This window comes from Mesorhizobium sp. M1399, assembly GCF_040317735.1.
Classification (GTDB): domain Bacteria; phylum Pseudomonadota; class Alphaproteobacteria; order Rhizobiales; family Rhizobiaceae; genus Mesorhizobium.
The window spans coordinates 20,240-37,597 of sequence record NZ_JAMYKZ010000007.1 but is presented as its reverse complement, the minus strand read 5'-3'; the positions used below and the strand labels follow the sequence as shown (position 1 = coordinate 37,597).

Genomic DNA, 17,358 nt, shown 5'->3' with positions numbered 1-17,358 from the left:
TGGCAGAGACTGCGATGGAGCTGCGCGGCAAGTTCGCGAATGTGGACCTGGATGCGCTGGTCGACAAACGGGTCGTGCGGACCTGGCTTTATTTCGGCATGTTCTGGCTGATGGTGACGCCATCCGTCGGCGTCATGATCTCGGGCACCTTCAACTACCCCGACTATCTCGGATCGGGGAACCTCGAGCTCACCTTCGGCCGGCTGCGCCCGGTCCACGTCAACGGTGTCATCTTCGGCGCCTTCTCGACGCTTTTCATCGGCCTTTGCTACTATCTCGTGCCGCGTCTGTCGGGGGTGCGGGTGATATGGTCGGAGTGGTCGGTTCTTCTCGCATGGGTCTGGAACGTCGCAACGCTTGCCGGTTTGGTCGGCTTGCTGCTCGGCGACAGTGACGGTTTGGAAGCCGGAGAGCTTCCGCTCTACGCGAAGGTCGCATTCTTCATCGTGGTGGCTGTTGCTACCGCGCAGTTCCTGATCACGATCAGTCGAAGGCTGGAGCCGGCGATCTATGTCGCGCTATGGTACCTGATCGCCACTTTCGTGTGGACGACGATGAACTTCGTGCTTGGAAGCTTCATCCTGCCATACACGATCTCGGGCATCAACAGCGCCGCCTTCCATGGCCTCTATCTCCACTACATCGTCGGGCTGTGGATAACGCCCGCGGGCTACGTGATCATCTACTATTTCCTGCCGGTCAGCGCGCGAAATCCGCTCTATGCCCATAAGCTCTCGCTGGTAGGCTTCTGGTCCCTGGCACTGTTCTACCCGTTCGTCGGCATCCACCATTACCTCTACAGCCCGATCGCGGACTGGGCCGAGACCTTGGCCGTCGTCACGTCGATGCTGCTGATCATTCCGGTGTGGACGGTGCTGGTGAACTTCTTCGGCACCATGATGGGCAGGTGGCATGAGTTCGGCAGGAACTTGCCGGCGAAGTTCCTGATCATGGGCTCGCTCATGTATCTCGTCGGCTGCTTCCAGGGCTCGACCGAGGCGCTGCGGCAGCTGCAGCAGCCGACCCATTTCACCGATTTCGTCATCTCGCATTCGCATCTCACCGTGTTCGGCACCTTCGTCGTCTGGGCGATGGGGGGCCTCCTCTATACTTGGCCGCGGCTGTTCGGGCGCGAACTCTGGTCCTTCAAGCTCGGCAACTGGTCGTTCTGGCTGATCACCGTCGGCATCACGACCATGGGCCTGGTCCTCACAGCCGGCGGGCTGCAGCAGGGTTATCAATGGATGAATGGGGTCGAATGGCTCGACTCGCTCGTCTGGGTGAAGCCCTACTGGCTGGCGCGGACCCTGGCAGGCATCAGCATGGATATCGGTATGTCGCTGCTGGTGGTGAATCTGATGCTGACCGCACTGACCAGCCCGGCGGCTGAGGCGCGACGCGCCCGCGGGCCGGTGGAGGCGCCTATCCCGGCCCCGGCGGGAGGGCCCGCGCAGTGAACGTTCGCTTCTTCGCGCTGTTCGCCGGCGTCTTCTGCATCACCCTTGCGGTGATCACGCAGGGCGTGCTGCCCTTCGTGGAGCCGTCCTCGCGAACTACGCGCGTGACCTCGGTGGTGCGCACGGATTTCGGCCAGCTGAAATGGACGGTTTCAGAAGCGACGGACTACACCGAGCAGCAGCGTCGCGGCCGCAACATTTACCTGCGCGAAGGCTGCTGGTACTGCCATTCGCAATTCGTGCGGCCGGTGACCGGCGAGATCCGCCGCTGGGGACCGGTCAGCGAGGCGGGCGAATACGCCTATGACGTGCCGCACCTGTTAGGCACACGCCGGATCGGACCGGACCTGACGCGCGTCGGCCTGAAATACAGCGACGAATGGCACCTGGCGCACTTCTACAATCCGCGGATGCTGGTGCCGGACTCGATAATGGCGCCGTATCGCGGCCTCTTCCACGAGCCAGATGCAGCCGTCCGTATCGTTGACGACGGCGCTGGCAATCGGACCCTGGAAAGGACAGAGGTCACCAAAGGCCTGTTCGACTTCGACAGCAAGCAAGCGATCCAGCTGACGCCCAATGCGTACGGGTTGCTGTTCGTGCCGCTGAAGGCGCGCGAAAGAAAGCCGATCATCCTGACGCCGAACGACGAATACACAGGCGAAACCGTCAGCATCGCGGCGGAGACGGAATCGCTGGCGGCGCTTGTTTCCTACGTCCAGAAGCTCGGCACGAACCGGGGTAAATGGCGCGATCTTTTCGAGCCGCAAAGCCTGGAGGTCATGGATGCGACGATGCCGCGCTCCGAGGAATGGATTGCTTATGGCAAGGAAGTCTATGAGCGCCGCTGCATCGGTTGCCACGGTGCCAAAGGCGACGGCAACGGGCCGGCCGCCACCTTTATGTTTAACCAGCGGCCCAGGAATTTCACGTCCGCAGTCTTCAAGTTCAGATTGACAAAGGAGCCCCTGCCCACGGACGGCGACATGCTGCGCACCATTACTCGCGGCATCCGCGGCACGGCAATGCCCCCTTGGTACGAACTGCCGCTCAACGATCGCCTGGCGGTGATCCAGTACATTAAGTATGAGCTAGCGGTTGACCGTTCCAATCCCGCCAGTCCTTACGCTTTCTTCGTCGAGGAACCGCCTGGCCCACCGTTGTATATCGGGCGCCCGCCGACCCCGTCCCAGACGATGCTGGACCGTGGCAAGGAGGTTTGGCAGGTGGCGAAGTGCTGGGAGTGCCACGGCCAAGCTGGCAAGGGCGACGGCGAGAAGGCGGCGGGCCTTAAGGATGATATCGGGTTCGCCACCGTGCCGGCCGACCTCACCAGCGGCCAGTTCAAGTCTGGCCCGGCCGTCGAAGACATCTTCCGGACGATAACTACCGGCCTCAGCGGCACGCCGATGCCGTCCTATCGGGATGCCTTTCCGGACGAGGACCGGTGGGCGCTTTCCTATTTCGTGGTGGCGCTTTCCGCCTATAAAGACCCGCTCTCGCTGCAGCCGCTGTCGATCAAGAAGGAGACCCGCGCGGCGCTGAACGATCTGAAACTGGTCGCTGACAAGCCGGAGCGAGCCTATGTGCCCGATCCGTCGGTGCCGGCGTCCGGCCCGCCAGCTCCGCCTGGCGAGGAACAGGCGCCCACCGGAGGTTAGCGCATGCTCGGTTTTGAAGTCACCGGACCCTATGCGGGCGCCATGCTGATGAGCCTGGCGGCCCTGTTCTTGTTCATCTGGGGCGTCCTATCCGGCGCGTTGAGCGGCACCGATAAAGCCGCCAACGGGTTTTTTGAAAGGGAAATGGAGAATGAGCGATCTGCAGAGCAGCGATCCGGAGAGCCCGACGCATCCGGAACTGGATGTGCGTCAAAGCTCGCACCCTGAACTGGAGGACTATGCCGGCGGCCTGATACAGGCGCGTGTGGGATTCATTCCGCTATGGCTTCTCGTCGTCTACGTGCTGCTGTTCGCCTGGGGGCTGTACTACATGTATGTTTATTGGGGCGGGCTCGGGCCCGGCCGTCTGTTCTAAGTAGACGGTCGCAAGGGCTAGCAAGACAGGAGTGATGGAGACGATGATAGCCAAAATTCTCCTTGGGGTCGCCGCATTGAACCTCCTTTTCCTGTGCTTCGAGGTGGCGATAAACGTGCTTCGTCTTTATTTCGGCTGACATAGGAGCAGCGGATGCTACAGGATACCGTCTTCAAGCTTGCTGACGCCGGCTTGCCGCAGATGCTTGGCTTCCTCATCTATGGCGGCTGCACCGTCGGCTTTATCCTCTTTCTTTTGTATCTTGTGCGGCAATAGCGCCGCGTCCGCGCCACTGCGCAAACGCCAATGATGTACTACCTCGTGATCTTCGCCGCTGGATTTGCAGGCAGCTTTCATTGCATCGGCATGTGCGGCGGCTTTGCCTGCGCGCTGGGCCGCGATCAGCGAGGGGGAGGCGCAACCGTCCTTCGCCACCTGCTCTATAATACCGGCCGATTGACAACCTATTGCTTTCTGGGCGGGCTCGCGGGCGCGATCGGTCAGGTCATCTGCACCACGCAAGGGCTAACGGCGGCGCCGCTCTTGAACGGCTCCCTCGACATCGCCCAACGAATTCTCGCGATCGTCGCTGGCCTGCTCATGATTGCCATGGCGTTGCAGTTCTTCGGCTTGCTGCAGGTCTTTCATCGCCTTGCGATCGGATTTGGCGGCAGCACATTTGCATTGTCCCTGCGCGGTCTGTTGACGGCCCGGAGCAGCGCCGCACCGCTCGCCTTTGGCGTTTTCAACGGCTTCCTGCCATGTCCCTTGGTCTATGCCTTCGCCGCTCAGGCGGCGAGCACCGCCGGAGCGCTTCCCGGGTTTCTCGTCATGGCATCGTTCGGACTGGGAACCTTCCCCGCGATGTTGATGATGGGCGGCGTTGGCCGGATACTCGGGCCAGCCTGGCGGCGGCGCGGCGTGCGGCTGGCTGGTGGCTTTATTCTTTTGCTCGGTCTCATCACGCTCGGCCGTGGTCTCCTGCCTTCCGACGCGCATATCGGCCTTGCCTGGCCGGGCGGGCATCCCGCATGACTGCGCATGGCGATATCCTCTGTAGCCATTGTTCGCTCCCCGTCGGTCTGCGCCCGATGGAGCGCAGGCTCAACGGTGAGGCTTGCGCGTTCTGCTGCTACGGCTGTTGTATCGCCTTTCAGGTGAAGAGCGGCAGACACGAAGAGTGGGAAGCCGCCTGGCTTCTGATCCAGCTCGGCGTCGGAGGCTTTCTCTCCATGAATATCATGATGTTCAGCCTCCTCCTCTATTCGGACGCGTTCACCGGCGTCGATGCGGGCGTGCTGCCGTGGATTCACTTTTTGCTCTGGATCTTCGCCACGCCGGCGGTGGTGATTCTCGGCGGACCCTATCTGCGCGACATGTGGCTCAATGGCATTCAGGGACGAGTGACGTCGTCGGCACTCATCGTGCTTGGCGTCGCTGCCGCTTACCTCTATTCGGCATTTGCCGTGTTCGAGGGCAGCACGCATGTCTATTTCGACACCGCCGTGATGGTGCTGATGCTATTCACAGTTGGCCGCTATCTCGAGGCTGTTGGCCGCGCCAGGGCGGCGCGCGACCTCGAACCTCTTCTGGCCGCAGAAAGCGAGAGCGCGACCGCGGTCGATGGCGCGGCAGAGATCCGCCGTCCGGTGCGGGAGGTGACGGCCGGCATGCTGGTGCGGGTCCGGCCAGGCGAGCGCATTCCGGTCGACGGCGTGGTTGTCGAGGGGGAATCGAACACCGATGAAGCCGTGATTACCGGAGAAAGCCGGCAAGTGACAAAGCGCGCCGGCTCCAAGGTGATTGCCGGCAGTATCAATATCGACGGCCCGCTCCTGATCCAAAGCAGCGGTGACGGAACCGCAACCCGCTGGGCACGGATTTGCCGGTCGGTGCGCGAAGCGCTGGGCCGTCGCAGTCCAACCCAGCGCCTTGCCGATCGCGTCGTTGGCGTGTCCGTGCCGCTCGTCCTCGCCCTCGGCGGGCTGACGATCGTTTACTGGGCCCAGTCATTGCCGTTCGATCGGGCGTTGCTGATTGGCCTCTCGGTGCTGGTGGTTGCCTGTCCTTGTGCAGTCGGCCTCGCTGCTCCGATGGCGATATCGCTCGGCATCGGCCGGCTGGCGCGGCACGGCTGCCTCGTCCGCGACCCCGGCGTGCTCGAGACCCTGGCGCGTGTACGGTTGCTCGCCTTCGACAAGACCGGCACTCTGACGGCGGGCAAAGCGCGTCTCGTCGGCGTCGACCGCGAGGAGGTCGGCATCGACGAAGTACTGGCGCGCGCCGCCGGTCTGGAGCGCCATTCCGAGCATGGTCTGGCGCGGGCCATCGCGGCAGCCGCCGCTCAGCGGGGCATCACGCCGCTCGTCACCCGCGAGGTCCGGATGGTTCCCGGCCGTGGCATCCGCGGCAGCGCCGAAGGCCGGCCCGTGGCGGCAGGGAACGGCAGATTGATGAATGATCTGGGCTGGCCGCTTCCCCCGTCGCTGGCCGAGCGTGCGCGGTCGCTGGAGGCGAGCGGTCATTCGGTGGTCTATGTCGGTTGGGGCGAGCGGGTTCACGCCGTGCTGTCGCTCGATGATTCGCCGCTTCCCGAGGCGCAGGCCGCGATCGCGGCCCTGCGTGAGCGCGGGCTCGACGCCACGCTGTTGACCGGCGACTTGGCGCAAGCGGCGGAGCGGATCGCGGCCCTGGTCGGGATCAAGGACGTCCAAGCGGGCCTTTCGCCGGAGGCCAAACGGCTGGCCCTGGATCGGCTCCGCCATGACCACGATGCGGTGGCAATGGTCGGCGATGGACTGAATGACGGGCCAGTTCTGGCCGCCGCAGATGTCGGTATTGCCGTCGGCTCCGCCACCGATCTCGCCCGCGAGACTGCGGCGCTCGTGCTGCCTGCGGACGGATTGTGGATGCTGCCCTGGATCGTCGACGTGGCCCGCGCGGTGCGCAGGACCATCTTGACCAACCTTATGTGGGCGTTCGGTTACAATCTCGTCGCCCTGACGTTCGCAGCATTCGGACTTCTGCAGCCAATCCTTGCGGCGGCGGTCATGGCCGGCTCGAGCATCCTCGTGGTGGTGAATTCGCTGCGGCTGGAGCGGCTGCCCGATCCTGTTGCAACGCTGATCCCGGAGCAACGATCCGGCGCCGAGGCGGAGCGCGCCCAGAATGGTGCCGGCATTTCCGCAATGGCCGGCCCGGCCGTCGAGCGGAGTTGAGTTTCGTTTCAGCCAAACACGTCGTGCGTGAAGGCGTCGTACCAGCCTTCCGCCGCGCGCGCTGCCTGCCGGCGGACCTCGGAGCTTTCCTCGACCTTGCTGACGAAGCTGATGACGCTCTTGAGCTTTCCGTCGACGGGCTTGAAGCTGATGGCGTTGCTGAACGCATCGTCGGGGGCGAGATAGGTGTAGCAGGTGTTGAACAAATGCGCCGGGAAACGCGCTGATCCGGTGAGATCGGCCGCGATGGCAAAGGCGCAGGCTTTGGCCTGGCTGTTGGCGCAGAAGGCGGATTTCGGCATATCCCCGCCGATGATCGCGTCGCCGACCAGATGGACGCCGGGCTGCAGCGCCGATTCGAAGGTGACCGGATCGACCGGACACCAGCCCGACTGATTGGCGAGCCCTGCCTGCTGCACCAAGCGCCCGGCCATTTGCGCCGGGATGACATTGGCCACCGCGGCCTTGAATGTTGCTCCCTCGGTGATCACCGACCGGGTCTTCGCGTCGATCGCCGTGACCCCGCCAGTGAACTGGGCCGGTAGCCATTCGATCATTCCCGGATAGTGGCGGTTCCAAGCGTCCTGGAACAGGTCCTGCGCGTTGAAGCTGTCTTTCGAATCGAGGATCAGAATTTTGGCCTTGGGTTTGCTGCGCTGGAAATAGGAGGCGATGAGCGAAGCGCGCTCATAGGGGGCGGGCGGACAGCGAAATGGATTCGGCGGGACGACGATGACGAATAGGCCGCCGTCCTCCATGCTTTCCAATTGCTGGCGCAACAGGCTGGTTTGCGGCCCTGCATTCCAGGCGTGCGGCATGATCTCCATCGCAGCTTCGTCATAGCCCCTAAGCGCCCGATCCCTGAATGCGATGCCTGGCGCAACAACGAGACGGTCGTAGCTGAGCTTCGAACCGTTGTTCAGCGCAACGGTTTTCGCCGCCGGGTGAATCGCTTCAGCGGACTCATGAATGACGGTGATGCCATATTGTTTTGCCAGCGCTTCATAACCATGACTGAGCGATTTGAACGGGCGGAGCCCGGCGAGATAGAGATTGCTGAAAAAGCAGGTCGTGTAGCTCTGTCGCGGTTCGACCAGGGTCACCTCGATAGCCGTGGCGCTGACGGCGAGATATCTGGCGACCGTTGCGCCGCCGATGCCGCCGCCGATCACGACGACACGCGCCTTGGCCTGGCCCCGCGCCTTCGGCTGGTTGAGCGCCGTTAGCAACGCTGCTCCAGTCAGGCGGCCGAACTCGCGACGCGTCCAGAATTTCATGGCGCGCTACTTTCCCTGCGCTGCGACATAGCGCGCGACGCTCGCGATCTCCTCGTCGCTGAGCGACAGCGCGATAGCGTGCATGATGTGATTTGGACTCTCGCTCGCCCGGTAGGCAAGCAGGGCGTTGGTGAGCCTCTCCTCACCAAGCCGGATGATGCTGGGAATGCCTGTGCCGCCGCCATCGAGGCGATGGCAGGACGCACAGGTCGCGGCGAGTTGAGCGCCTTGATCGGCCCCCGCCGCCGCGCCGGATTGGCTGACGAGAAGCACGAGGCCCGTGGCAATCGCAGATCTCGCGACGGGACGCATGCTGAATACCCGTCTGTTTCGGAGTTTTCCGGTCACGCTCCCACTCAACTTGTCACGCCATAACTCGCGCAGCTCGATTGCGTCGCCACCTCAACCGACCGTGAGCCGGTGCGACAACGTGTAGACGGCACCGCCGTCCTCCTCCCATACGAAATCGAGCCGGCCGCTCTCCGTCGCGCGCAGGGAAAATTCGAAGAACGGGTTAGCCGAAATCGCCTCGTGGAGATCGACGCTGAACACCACGGATTGGTTGTAGCGGCAGACAAACCTGTTGATGATCTTGCGCGGGATTACATTGCCTTGATCATCATGGCGCAGCCCTGTTTCCATCTCATGGCTGATGATGGTCTTGACCTGAAAAAACTCTCCCTTCGCCGCAGCGCTCGGCACGATCACGCGTGGTGTTGCGGTAGTCACTGTCTCTCTCCGTTCTCAGGCACAGCCATCTGTGGCGACACGGACCCACGTCGTGGTCATCAGCAAATTGCCGTCATTCATTTCGGCGACAGCGATGACATGCTGCGGTTTGGCAAGGCGGATGCGGGTCGACACGCGGGGCAGGCTGCGTTGGGGGACGAAATGGAAACTGGCGACTTCGATAAGCGGGTTCCGCGGCGCGAACACGCGCATTTGCCTCACATGGTCGGCCTCAGTCATGGGGCTGTCGATGTAAAGACTCATGGGCACGGTATAGCCGGTCGGGAAGTATGTCGGCATTATCAGGTGAAGGCGATCCGACACCGTGGCTGTCCGTCCGGTGAACTGTTCGACGAGATCCAGCGCTTCATCGTTCGCACGCGCGCTCTGCGGCGATAAGAGCGCGACTCCGGCAAACCCTGCACTCCCGGCGATCAACACATCCCGGCGCGTCAAGCTCATCATCCCGGTCTCCGCCTTTTTTGCGTCACTCCGAAGACACACATCAACAGCGGCAGGAGGCGGCGCAATCGGACACATCAGTGCGGCAGCTTTGAAGTTTAGCACCGCCAACCGCTGCGAGCAAATCTCTTAGAAGTGCCCAAGATCTCTTAGCCGCCCTCAAAACGGTCAAGACATTGCAGGAAAAGGACGCTCCTGCGTTTGTCGGATTTCTAAGCACGCTCTTGCCCGGCTATCAGACGCTCAAACTAACTGGAGCGCTCTGAACAGCGCCAGCGCAATGTCGGATTTACAAGCATGTGCGACATTCATGATAAGGCTGAAGAAGGACCGGTTAAGGTCATAAATTCCGGTTCCGGACTAATGGGTCGCACCGCACGATGTCGCGGCGTCGCCGAGCGATTTGGACCCACGCGCTGGCTCGTCTCAGTCTCGGCTAGTCCGACTAGAGATCAGGCGCACAACATTTCGGAGGACAACGTGCACCAGAAGCCGACATTGCACGTTGAAGGTCAGGTCAGCGTCTTGCTAGTGACCTTCAATTCAAGAAATGCCGAACTCTCGGTTGCTTATTATCCCCTGTCGCAAGAACGGGAATGCCCCTGAAGCCAGGTCATCGCCATTGCCACCAAACCGGGCGGGATTGGCGTCATTCATGGGCCTTGCGGCCATTATGCTATTAGGCCCGCGCTAAGGGCTGAGTTTCGCGGAACAAGCCGACGCATGGGTCCGTTTCCTGCGTGCCAAGAGCATCACGACTGCAGCTTGGTCGAGCTATAAAGCCTCGGTGTGCCACTGCACATGTGAGGCTTCGTTATGCGCGACGCTACTCATGCGCGGAGCCACTCATGGAAGAGTTCCTACTGTTCGCAGCCGTCGGGTTTCTGGCCCAGGCGGTCGATGGTGCTCTAGGGATGGCCTATGGCGTGATCTCTTCGACGGTGCTCCTCACCTTCGGGGTGCCACCGGCACAAGCATCAGCTTCAGTTCATGCTGCGGAATTGTTCACCACCGCCGCTTCCGGATCGGCTCATCTTTATCATCGCAACATCGATTGGAAACTGTTTTGGCGACTGATCCCCTTTGGTGTCGGCGGCGGTATGCTCGGCGCTTTCGTACTCACTTCGTTTGACGGAGATCAGGTCAAGCCATTCGTTACAGCATATCTCGCGGTTATTGGGAGCTGGTTACTATATCGGTCGTTTCATCGTATCCCCACCAACCCCGTGAAGCTGAAAATCGTGGCGCCGTTGGGCGCAACCGCCGGATTCCTGGACGCCGCAGGCGGTGGGGGCTGGGGTCCTGTTGCCACCACCGGTCTACTCGGCGCGGGTGGACAACCGCGATTCGTTATCGGCACGGTCAATGCGAGCGAGTTCCTGATTGCACTTTCAGTGTCGCTGAGCTTCCTCGCCACGATTGTAACCGGCCATTGGGAGCAAGCCGGCGAATTCCGCGACCTAACATCTGTTGCCGGACTGATCGTTGGAGGCGTTTTAGCGGCGCCGCTGGCGGGAAGGATGGTCAAGACATTGCGGGAGAGGACGCTCCTGCGGCTTGTGGGATTTCTGATCACGCTTTTGGCCGGCTACCAGACACTCGAACTAACTGGATTGCTCTGACCGTGAGACAGTCGAACGGAGGCAAGGAAATGAGCACTTCGACCAGGATCGGCATCGGAGCGGGCTGGCTGGGCGGCGCGATCGCCGGATTCATGCTCGATGCCGGTGTCGTCAAGCCACAAGATCTTGCCTTCTCCTATCGGCAGACGAGGCCCGACTGCGGCGGAAGCTCGCGCTGGATCGAGGTGACATGGATGACCACGCCCGAGCCTTGCTCCATCATCATTGGCAACAGGGCAGATCAAGCAGGGTTCATCGGCTTCGCGCGAGGATGATTTGGAACGACGGGAAGACCAAAGACGTTCGTGCATATTGCATCCGCTAGCCACAGGTCTAACGCTTGCTATTCTCAGTAGTTCGAGGCGTACCATGTTTCGCAACTCGGGCATCATTTCTCTGCCTCGCCCGCTTGAGCGTCGTGTGGACACTCTTGCCCAGTCGTTCATGCGCCAGCGGCTCGGATCTCAGATGGACTTCTCGACTCCGGAAGGCGAGCCGGCGCTGTTACCACCCAACTCGGTGTCCTGGCGCATTTTTAAGAACCCTGTTGCGCTGTTCATCGGCGGGGTAACGGCGGTGCTGCTCGAATTGGCAGAGCCGCGGGTTCGCGACGCCATTTGGCAGCACAGCAGCTTCCGCTCCCTCGCGCTCCGACGATTGCAGCGTACGGGCCTCGCTGCTTTGGTCACGGTCTACGGCCCCCGATCCAAGGCTAAGGCCATGATTGAAGATGTGGTCAGGATGCATGGGCGCGTTTCGGGTCGAACCAGCGAAGGCGAGCCATACCACGCCACCGACCCGGAGCTGCTGGACTGGGTGCAAGCGACGGCCGAGTTTGGTTTCATGGAGGCCTATCACGTCTATGTGCATCGTCTGCATTTTTTCGAACGGGACGCGATGTTTGCTGAGGCTCGCCCCGTGGCGCTTCTCTATGGTGCGGTCGGCGCGCCCACGTCTCAGGCCGAGCTTTACGCGCTGTTCGACGTGATGAGGCAAAGACTCGTCGCGTCGCCGATCGTGTCGGAGTTCCTGGAGATCATGGAAGAAGTTCCCGCCTTGCCGGGAGTTGCTCGACCCCTTCAGCGGCCGCTTCTGAAGGCGGCCGTCGAGATCGTACCCCAATGGGTCCGCAAGCGGTTGGAACTCGGCGACCGCTGGACCTTGAAGCCGTGGGAGCGTGCTGTTGTGAAGACGACGGGTGCAATCTGCGACAGCACCGTGCTTCATTCATCACCAGCCGTCCAGTCGTGCCGCCGCCTCGGCCTTTCCGAGAGCTATCTCTATCGCCGAACGGCATCCGAAAACCTACACAGAACCGGACAGTGTTCGTTCCTTGACTAAATGTCAGGCACGCGTCGTGATCGTGTCCCAGGGAGTGGTGTAGCTGACGGCTTGGTCGCCGCGCTCTCCGGCATGGGGCCGGGCTGATCAGCCTGCCACGGCTGGCAGGCTGATCAGAAGGATCATCGCTCATTTGGCTGATGGTTTCCAGCGTCATGTATCTGGCGCGCTGCACGGCCCATTCGTCGTTCTGTTCGAGCAGGATCGCGCCAACCAGGCGGACGATGGCGTCATCATTTGGGAAGATGCCGACGACCTCGGTGCGCCGCTTGATCTCGCCGTTGAGGCGCTCGATCGGGTTGGTCGAGTGCAGCTTGGCGCGGTGCTCCTTGGGGAAAGTCATGTAGGCAAGCACGTCGGGCTCGGCGTCGTCCATGATTGTCGCCAGCTTCGGCACCTTCGGCCGGATCTGGTCGGCGACGGCGCGCCATTGCGTGCTTGCGGCCCCGGGCGTTTCCTGGGCGAAGGCGGTGGCGATGAAAGCGGAGACGACGCGGCGCCCGCTCTTGCCGGCATGGGCCAGCACGTTCCTCATGAAGTGGACGCGGCACCTCTGCCATGTCGCGCACAGCACCTTGGTGACGGCCGCCTTGATACCTTCATGGGCATCGGAGACGACGAGCTTGACGCCGCGCAGGCCACGGCGGGTCAGCTTGCGCAGGAACTCCGTCCAGATCGGCTCGGCCTCAGACGTGCCGACCTCCATGCCCAGCACCTCGCGCTGGCCGTCCGCGTTGACGCCGACAGCGATGATGACGACGACCGAGACGATGCGGCCGCCGCGGCGCACCTTCAGGTAGGTGGCGTCGATCCACAGATATGGCCAGTCGCCCTCGATGGGACTTTCAAGGAACGCTTTGACCTTGCCGTCGATCTCTTCGCACAGCCGGCTGACCTGGCTTTTTGGAGATGCCGCTCATGCCCATGGCCTTGACCAGGTCGTCGACCGAGCGGGTCGAGATCCCCTGGACGTAGGCCTCCTGGATGACGGCGGTCAGCGCCTTCTCGGCCATGCGGCGCGGTTCGAGGAAACCGGGGAAGTAGGAGCCCTTCCTGAGCTTGGGGATGCGCAGCTCGACGGTGCCGGCGCGCGTGTCCCAGTCGCGCTCGCGATAGCCGTTGCGCTGGGCCGTGCGCAACGGGCTCTTCTCGCCATAGGCGGCGCCGGTGGCGGCGCCAACCTCCAGCTCCATCAGCCGCTCGGCGGCAAAGCCGATCATCTCGCGCAAGAGATCGGAATCCGGAGTCTTCTCCACGAGCGCGCGCAGGTTCATCATGTCGTCGGTCATCGATGGTTCCTTCGAATCAGGTTGGTGTCAGCAACCCGACCTTACCGGCGAACTGTCGATGACCACCGCAAAGCCGCTCGCTCGCTACAGCGCTATCGAGGGCGCGCCCGCGAGCGGCTTCGCTACCGCCGAGCTACACCACCTGTGGGGACGCGACCCGCGTCGTGCAGACGTTCAGCTTCTAGTTAACGCGTCTTGAAGGCACGAACTCGATAGCCCACTGGACGGCGGGGCGTGACGCAGGCCCGCCAAGCAGACGCGAACAAACTACCGGGCGGCTGCCGGCAACAGTGAAGCCGTCGTACCGTCAAAACCGGCATGGGCCGGCTCGTGGCCGGAGCCGCCCGAGATGACCGTGTAGCCCTTCTCGGTGACTGTCAAAGTCACGATCCTGATCCGCGGGTCCAAAAGCGCCTCCAGCAGCTGAGCGGGGCCCGCCGGTGCGACAAGAATATGGCCGATAGAACCGACTATCCGAAGGCTCGTCTGTTCATCTTGACGACTGACAACTGTGTACAAACCATCTTGGGGAGCAAGCGCGTCCCGCGTGTCCGAACTCCGGAGCAGGCTGCAATCATGCCCCAATCGAGTTGTCCCGCGGCCAGGCAATCATCCGTATAGATTGCCTGATGGGCCCTGTGCCAGTTGCCGATACCGAGATGCACGATTCCGGGCGTCACACTCCGTCGATCGTACCGAGGAATTTGGACACCGGCTGATGCGAGCGCCAAATTGGCGTGAGAAAGACGATTTTCCATTGTATGCAGCTCAATCGAAATGGAGACCACCGTTCATATCGATAACCTCGCCCGTGATGAAACCGACTAGAGGAGACGCGAGGAATGAAACGGTGTGGGCGACTTCTTGAGGTTCGCAAAATCTCCCGACCGGGATTTGAGCAAGCTGGGCCGCGCGCTGTTCGTCGTTGAGCTGTTCGGAAACCATCGGCGACATTACGTAGGCGGGCGCAATTGCATTCGAGGTCACGCCCTGGCCAGCGGTCTCGCGGGCAATTGAAAAGGTCAGCCCGATCATCGCGCTCTTCGAAACTGAATACGCCGTCCCTGCGGTCAAGCCTCCGCTTTTGGCGGCATAGGAGGAGATATTGATCACCCGACCCCACCGTTTCGAGCGCATCCCTGGAAGAAATATCTGGGCGAGAAGGAATGCGGCTTCTACGTTGACTATGTTGACCCTTCGCCATTCCTCGATCGAGGTATCTGCCATTTTGTGGTTCGACAGAATGCCAGCATTGCATTATCAATCAGTGCAAACAATATATAATCCTGGCATCACTTTTGTGAAATTATCAGCTTTATTACTTACCTCTACTTTCCAATATGCTTTCTGCGTGGGTGAGCGCTTCAAAGGCACCAGGCTTAGGCCAAAACTCCTGGTCCTCAAGAATCGGGACTTGCGGCTAAGTGGCGTGACGCCAATAGTAGAAGAAGGCATCCTCGATAGTGGGTGTCGCGATGTAGCGGTCTAGCGACTTGAACCCCCGACATCTGCACCGGAACATTCTGCCGCATCTTACCCTGTCCGATTTGCAGGTCGCTACTCGCCTTTCCCGAACGAGCCGGCGAGGCAGCTTCCGCACCACGCAACATCTCTTATCTAGGGCAACACGATCTCTTCATTACCGGATGGTGCGGGATGTGGATTTGTTGTGCCGACTGCAATATGGCCCCGTTTATCGGGACTGAGGCTTGTCGAAACAGTCAACCGTCTGGATTTGATATCGTTGTGCTGTTTCGATGCCGACGTTGTCGAGGCCGCGTCTATGAAGAGTGACACGCTTTCGTACCCACCCCGCGGCCTCTCTCGTGAGGAAGCAGCGCGCTATGTCGGTGTCGGATCGACACTATTCGACGATATGGTTGCTGACGGCCGCATGCCGAGGCCTAAGCACGTCAACAGTCGCGCGATCTGGGATCGTGTGGCGCTCGATATCGCTTTCTCCGCCCTGCCAGACAAAGACAATGGTCTGCAACAACTATTGGAGCGGAGCAAACGAGAGCCGACAAGGAGATAAGCAACTACGCACATTGCGTATACGCTGCAGGCGTAGTACAGTCACCGCCTGAGCGGATGAGATGATGTGAACGACAATGAAAAGCTCGCGCGAGAAGTGAAAGCCTGGCGGGCGAAGGGAGGATTCACCGCCGAGAGTGCAGCCAACGTCTTGGGAATACCGAAACGCACTCTTGAAGGTATAGAGCAAGGTCGTGGCTTCCCTTACCCGGTACTTCTGCGCGTTGCTATAGAAAGCAAGACCCTTTCGCTTCAGGCAATGCTGGAGGATTCCTCGCCTGTGAAGCAACGGCAGCGGAAAACTCAAAGTGAGATCTAATGGCCAGATCATTCAAAGATGTCCGCTACCCCGGCGTTTCGTCGCGCATCAAGAACGGAAAGCTCGTCTATCGCTATCGCGGCAAAGGAATGCCCGAAATTCGGCTTCCTGGCAGACCAGGCGATCCTGAGTTCGAAGCCGCCTATGAACAGGCAACGCAAGGCCAAGGTCAAAAGGCCGTCATCATTGACTTGCCCGGTCTGGCGTTGCCAAAGACATTTGGTCATGCTGCGCGCCGACTTGAAGCGACGATGGAATGGCTGGACTTCGACGAAGCGACGCAGCAGAAGAATGCCCGGCTTATTGAACGCTTCCTTCGGATGCAGGTCGATCCTGCCTATCCGCTGACTTGGCGCAACACGCCGGTGGAACATCTCGATGCCGACCATTTGCGTGCGATTATCGAAAGTGTCTTTGCCACCAACCGGACGGTTGCCAAGCACCTGCTGGTGGCAATCAAGAAGCTCCTATGGGTGGCGATCGAAGTTGAGAAATGGATCAAGCCGCAGGACGATCCCTCGCTGTCGATCCGTGTCCGCATTCCAAAATCGACTGCCAATCCCGCCTGGCCGATCGCCATTCGTGAAAAGTTCGAGGCGCACCATCCAATCGGATCAGCGCCGCGCACCTGCTATGCGCTCGGTTTCTGGCTCGGGAACCGACGCGGCGATATCGCCTCACTGGAATGGGACGATTTGGTCCTCGAGGAGATCGAATTGTTCGATGGCTCCTTGGAAACAATCGAAGCCTTCGACTTCCGACAGCAGAAAAATCGCAACCGTCATGGCGGGCGCGAGATGTTCATCCCTGTTGTGGACAAGCTGGCGCAAGCTTTAGTGCCATTAGATCGCTCTAAGGGTGGGACGGTATTGAAGCACGCCTATGGGCGTCCGTTCTCCAAAAAGAGCCTCACTGGCATGATGGCACATTGGAACAAGCAGGCCGGCATCCCGGAGGGCTACACCCTGCACGGGCTGCGCCGTACCTTCGGCACGTATCTCGCCGAATGCAACATCCAAGCCCGCGCTATCATGGAGGCGATGGGGCATTCTTCAATGACGGTAACAGACCACTATGTGCGAGAGGCCAATAAGAAACGGATGGCTGTCGATATCGCCCGCCCATCAACGAGCGGGAAGCCAAACGCGACGCCATGAAGCAACGGATACCTCTGCGCGTCATCAAATGAGTGAATCAACCCGACCAAGCGGAGGGTGGCACATCGGCCGCCCTTTTTTGGGCCCATAATAGGCCCAAAACGTTTTGGGCCGAGGCGTATTTTCCTCAATAAAATCAATGGTTATGGTGGGCCCGGAGGGTATTCAGAAAGCCATAAAAATCAATTGGTAAGAGATCAGTGGGACTTCAGAGCATTCAAATCTTTTCCAATGTTTTTCAATGTTGTTGTCCCACTCAGAAGTGCCTCAGTCCACCAAGCCGACGCACTGAACGCCTCACTCGGAAGGGAGGTTTGCGCAAGGCGAAAGGAAGATCGCGTCGGTGTGCAGCCTTCCTGAGAAAGGTCGCGGTAGAGCCAACTGCTGACGCTCAGCGCGAAGACATCAATGTCCTG

Annotated in this window: 17 protein-coding genes and 1 pseudogene; 12 read left to right on the top strand and 6 right to left on the bottom strand. The window is 60.8% G+C overall.

Annotated elements, in window-relative coordinates; translation table 11 throughout:
* Positions 1 to 14: 14 nt before the first annotated feature.
* The 6 genes from NKH05_RS13480 to NKH05_RS13455 all read left to right on the top strand — a co-directional run bounded on the left by NKH05_RS13480 (position 15) and on the right by NKH05_RS13455 (position 6,712).
* Positions 15 to 1,457, top strand: a complete 1,443-nt coding sequence (locus NKH05_RS13480; protein WP_023718669.1) for a cbb3-type cytochrome c oxidase subunit I — start codon at positions 15 to 17, stop codon at positions 1,455 to 1,457.
* Complete coding sequence (locus NKH05_RS13475) at positions 1,454 to 3,118, top strand: cbb3-type cytochrome c oxidase subunit II (protein ID WP_023718670.1); 1,665 nt, start codon at positions 1,454 to 1,456, stop codon at positions 3,116 to 3,118. Before NKH05_RS13480 ends, NKH05_RS13475 begins: the two co-directional genes overlap by 4 nt.
* A gap of 151 nt (positions 3,119 to 3,269) precedes the next feature.
* Positions 3,270 to 3,494: a hypothetical protein gene (locus tag NKH05_RS13470; protein ID WP_023718671.1), complete on the top strand. Its 225-nt coding sequence runs from the start codon at positions 3,270 to 3,272 to the stop codon at positions 3,492 to 3,494.
* A 153-nt stretch (positions 3,495 to 3,647) separates the two neighbouring features.
* Positions 3,648 to 3,770 (top strand): hypothetical protein, encoded by a 123-nt coding sequence (locus NKH05_RS13465; protein ID WP_352450399.1) that lies wholly within the window; start codon positions 3,648 to 3,650, stop codon positions 3,768 to 3,770.
* 30 nt (positions 3,771 to 3,800) lie between these two features.
* The gene (locus tag NKH05_RS13460) at positions 3,801 to 4,529 is read left to right on the top strand and encodes an urease accessory protein UreH domain-containing protein (RefSeq protein WP_031193909.1); all 729 of its coding nucleotides are present in this window, start codon (positions 3,801 to 3,803) and stop codon (positions 4,527 to 4,529) included.
* A gap of 56 nt (positions 4,530 to 4,585) precedes the next feature.
* Entirely contained in the window at positions 4,586 to 6,712 is a 2,127-nt protein-coding gene (locus NKH05_RS13455; protein ID WP_023718675.1) for a heavy metal translocating P-type ATPase, read from the top strand.
* Between the two features lie 8 nt (positions 6,713 to 6,720).
* Here NKH05_RS13455 and NKH05_RS13450 read toward each other — a convergent pair whose 3' ends face one another.
* The 4 genes from NKH05_RS13450 to NKH05_RS13435 form a co-directional block, all read right to left on the bottom strand.
* Complete coding sequence (locus tag NKH05_RS13450) at positions 6,721 to 7,989, bottom strand: NAD(P)/FAD-dependent oxidoreductase (RefSeq protein ID WP_023718676.1); 1,269 nt, start codon at positions 7,987 to 7,989, stop codon at positions 6,721 to 6,723.
* 6 nt (positions 7,990 to 7,995) lie between these two features.
* Positions 7,996 to 8,301, bottom strand: a complete 306-nt coding sequence (locus NKH05_RS13445; RefSeq protein ID WP_023718677.1) for a c-type cytochrome — start codon at positions 8,299 to 8,301, stop codon at positions 7,996 to 7,998.
* 90 nt (positions 8,302 to 8,391) lie between these two features.
* Positions 8,392 to 8,694 carry a thiosulfate oxidation carrier complex protein SoxZ gene (gene soxZ / locus NKH05_RS13440; protein ID WP_084642623.1) on the bottom strand — a complete coding sequence of 101 codons (303 nt, stop codon included), beginning with the start codon at positions 8,692 to 8,694 and terminating at the stop codon, positions 8,392 to 8,394.
* 39 nt (positions 8,695 to 8,733) lie between these two features.
* On the bottom strand, positions 8,734 to 9,183 hold the full coding sequence (locus NKH05_RS13435; RefSeq protein ID WP_023718679.1) for a thiosulfate oxidation carrier protein SoxY: 450 nt from the start codon (positions 9,181 to 9,183) through the stop codon (positions 8,734 to 8,736).
* Between the two features lie 845 nt (positions 9,184 to 10,028).
* Here NKH05_RS13435 and NKH05_RS13430 point away from each other — a divergent pair.
* The 3 genes from NKH05_RS13430 (at position 10,029) to NKH05_RS13420 (ending at position 12,143) form a co-directional block, all read left to right on the top strand.
* Complete coding sequence (locus NKH05_RS13430) at positions 10,029 to 10,802, top strand: sulfite exporter TauE/SafE family protein (RefSeq protein ID WP_023718680.1); 774 nt, start codon at positions 10,029 to 10,031, stop codon at positions 10,800 to 10,802.
* A gap of 29 nt (positions 10,803 to 10,831) precedes the next feature.
* Positions 10,832 to 11,077 carry a hypothetical protein gene (locus tag NKH05_RS33120; protein ID WP_023718681.1) on the top strand — a complete coding sequence of 82 codons (246 nt, stop codon included), beginning with the start codon at positions 10,832 to 10,834 and terminating at the stop codon, positions 11,075 to 11,077.
* Positions 11,078 to 11,171: 94 nt separating this feature from the next.
* Positions 11,172 to 12,143 carry an oxygenase MpaB family protein gene (locus NKH05_RS13420; protein WP_353025548.1) on the top strand — a complete coding sequence of 324 codons (972 nt, stop codon included), beginning with the start codon at positions 11,172 to 11,174 and terminating at the stop codon, positions 12,141 to 12,143.
* A gap of 87 nt (positions 12,144 to 12,230) precedes the next feature.
* Here the strand turns inward: NKH05_RS13420 and NKH05_RS13415 are convergent.
* Positions 12,231 to 13,432: pseudogene (locus NKH05_RS13415) on the bottom strand (IS256 family transposase).
* A gap of 768 nt (positions 13,433 to 14,200) precedes the next feature.
* Positions 14,201 to 14,674, bottom strand: coding sequence for an SDR family NAD(P)-dependent oxidoreductase (locus NKH05_RS13400; RefSeq protein ID WP_352495920.1), 474 nt, complete (start codon positions 14,672 to 14,674; stop codon positions 14,201 to 14,203).
* A gap of 541 nt (positions 14,675 to 15,215) precedes the next feature.
* Here NKH05_RS13400 and NKH05_RS13395 point away from each other — a divergent pair.
* From NKH05_RS13395 to NKH05_RS13385, 3 genes are all read left to right on the top strand, one after another.
* On the top strand, positions 15,216 to 15,467 hold the full coding sequence (locus NKH05_RS13395) for a hypothetical protein (RefSeq protein WP_031193920.1): 252 nt from the start codon (positions 15,216 to 15,218) through the stop codon (positions 15,465 to 15,467).
* A gap of 66 nt (positions 15,468 to 15,533) precedes the next feature.
* Positions 15,534 to 15,785, top strand: coding sequence for a helix-turn-helix domain-containing protein (locus NKH05_RS13390; protein ID WP_023718689.1), 252 nt, complete (start codon positions 15,534 to 15,536; stop codon positions 15,783 to 15,785).
* Positions 15,785 to 16,942, top strand: a complete 1,158-nt coding sequence (locus NKH05_RS13385) for a tyrosine-type recombinase/integrase (RefSeq protein ID WP_353025545.1) — start codon at positions 15,785 to 15,787, stop codon at positions 16,940 to 16,942. The genes NKH05_RS13390 and NKH05_RS13385 overlap by 1 nt, the downstream gene beginning before the upstream one ends.
* Positions 16,943 to 17,358 lie beyond the last annotated feature (416 nt).

Coding starts and splice junctions, on each gene's coding strand:
- NKH05_RS13480 (WP_023718669.1), top strand. CDS start 15: ATGGAGCTGCGCGGCAAGTTCGCGAATGTGGACCTGGATGCGCTGGTC.
- NKH05_RS13470 (WP_023718671.1), top strand. CDS start 3,270: ATGAGCGATCTGCAGAGCAGCGATCCGGAGAGCCCGACGCATCCGGAA.
- NKH05_RS13465 (WP_352450399.1), top strand. CDS start 3,648: ATGCTACAGGATACCGTCTTCAAGCTTGCTGACGCCGGCTTGCCGCAG.
- NKH05_RS13460 (WP_031193909.1), top strand. CDS start 3,801: ATGATGTACTACCTCGTGATCTTCGCCGCTGGATTTGCAGGCAGCTTT.
- NKH05_RS13455 (WP_023718675.1), top strand. CDS start 4,586: ATGGAGCGCAGGCTCAACGGTGAGGCTTGCGCGTTCTGCTGCTACGGC.
- NKH05_RS13450 (WP_023718676.1), bottom strand. CDS start 7,989: ATGAAATTCTGGACGCGTCGCGAGTTCGGCCGCCTGACTGGAGCAGCG.
- NKH05_RS13445 (WP_023718677.1), bottom strand. CDS start 8,301: ATGCGTCCCGTCGCGAGATCTGCGATTGCCACGGGCCTCGTGCTTCTC.
- NKH05_RS13435 (WP_023718679.1), bottom strand. CDS start 9,183: ATGATGAGCTTGACGCGCCGGGATGTGTTGATCGCCGGGAGTGCAGGG.
- NKH05_RS13430 (WP_023718680.1), top strand. CDS start 10,029: ATGGAAGAGTTCCTACTGTTCGCAGCCGTCGGGTTTCTGGCCCAGGCG.
- NKH05_RS33120 (WP_023718681.1), top strand. CDS start 10,832: ATGAGCACTTCGACCAGGATCGGCATCGGAGCGGGCTGGCTGGGCGGC.
- NKH05_RS13420 (WP_353025548.1), top strand. CDS start 11,172: ATGTTTCGCAACTCGGGCATCATTTCTCTGCCTCGCCCGCTTGAGCGT.
- NKH05_RS13395 (WP_031193920.1), top strand. CDS start 15,216: ATGAAGAGTGACACGCTTTCGTACCCACCCCGCGGCCTCTCTCGTGAG.
- NKH05_RS13385 (WP_353025545.1), top strand. CDS start 15,785: ATGGCCAGATCATTCAAAGATGTCCGCTACCCCGGCGTTTCGTCGCGC.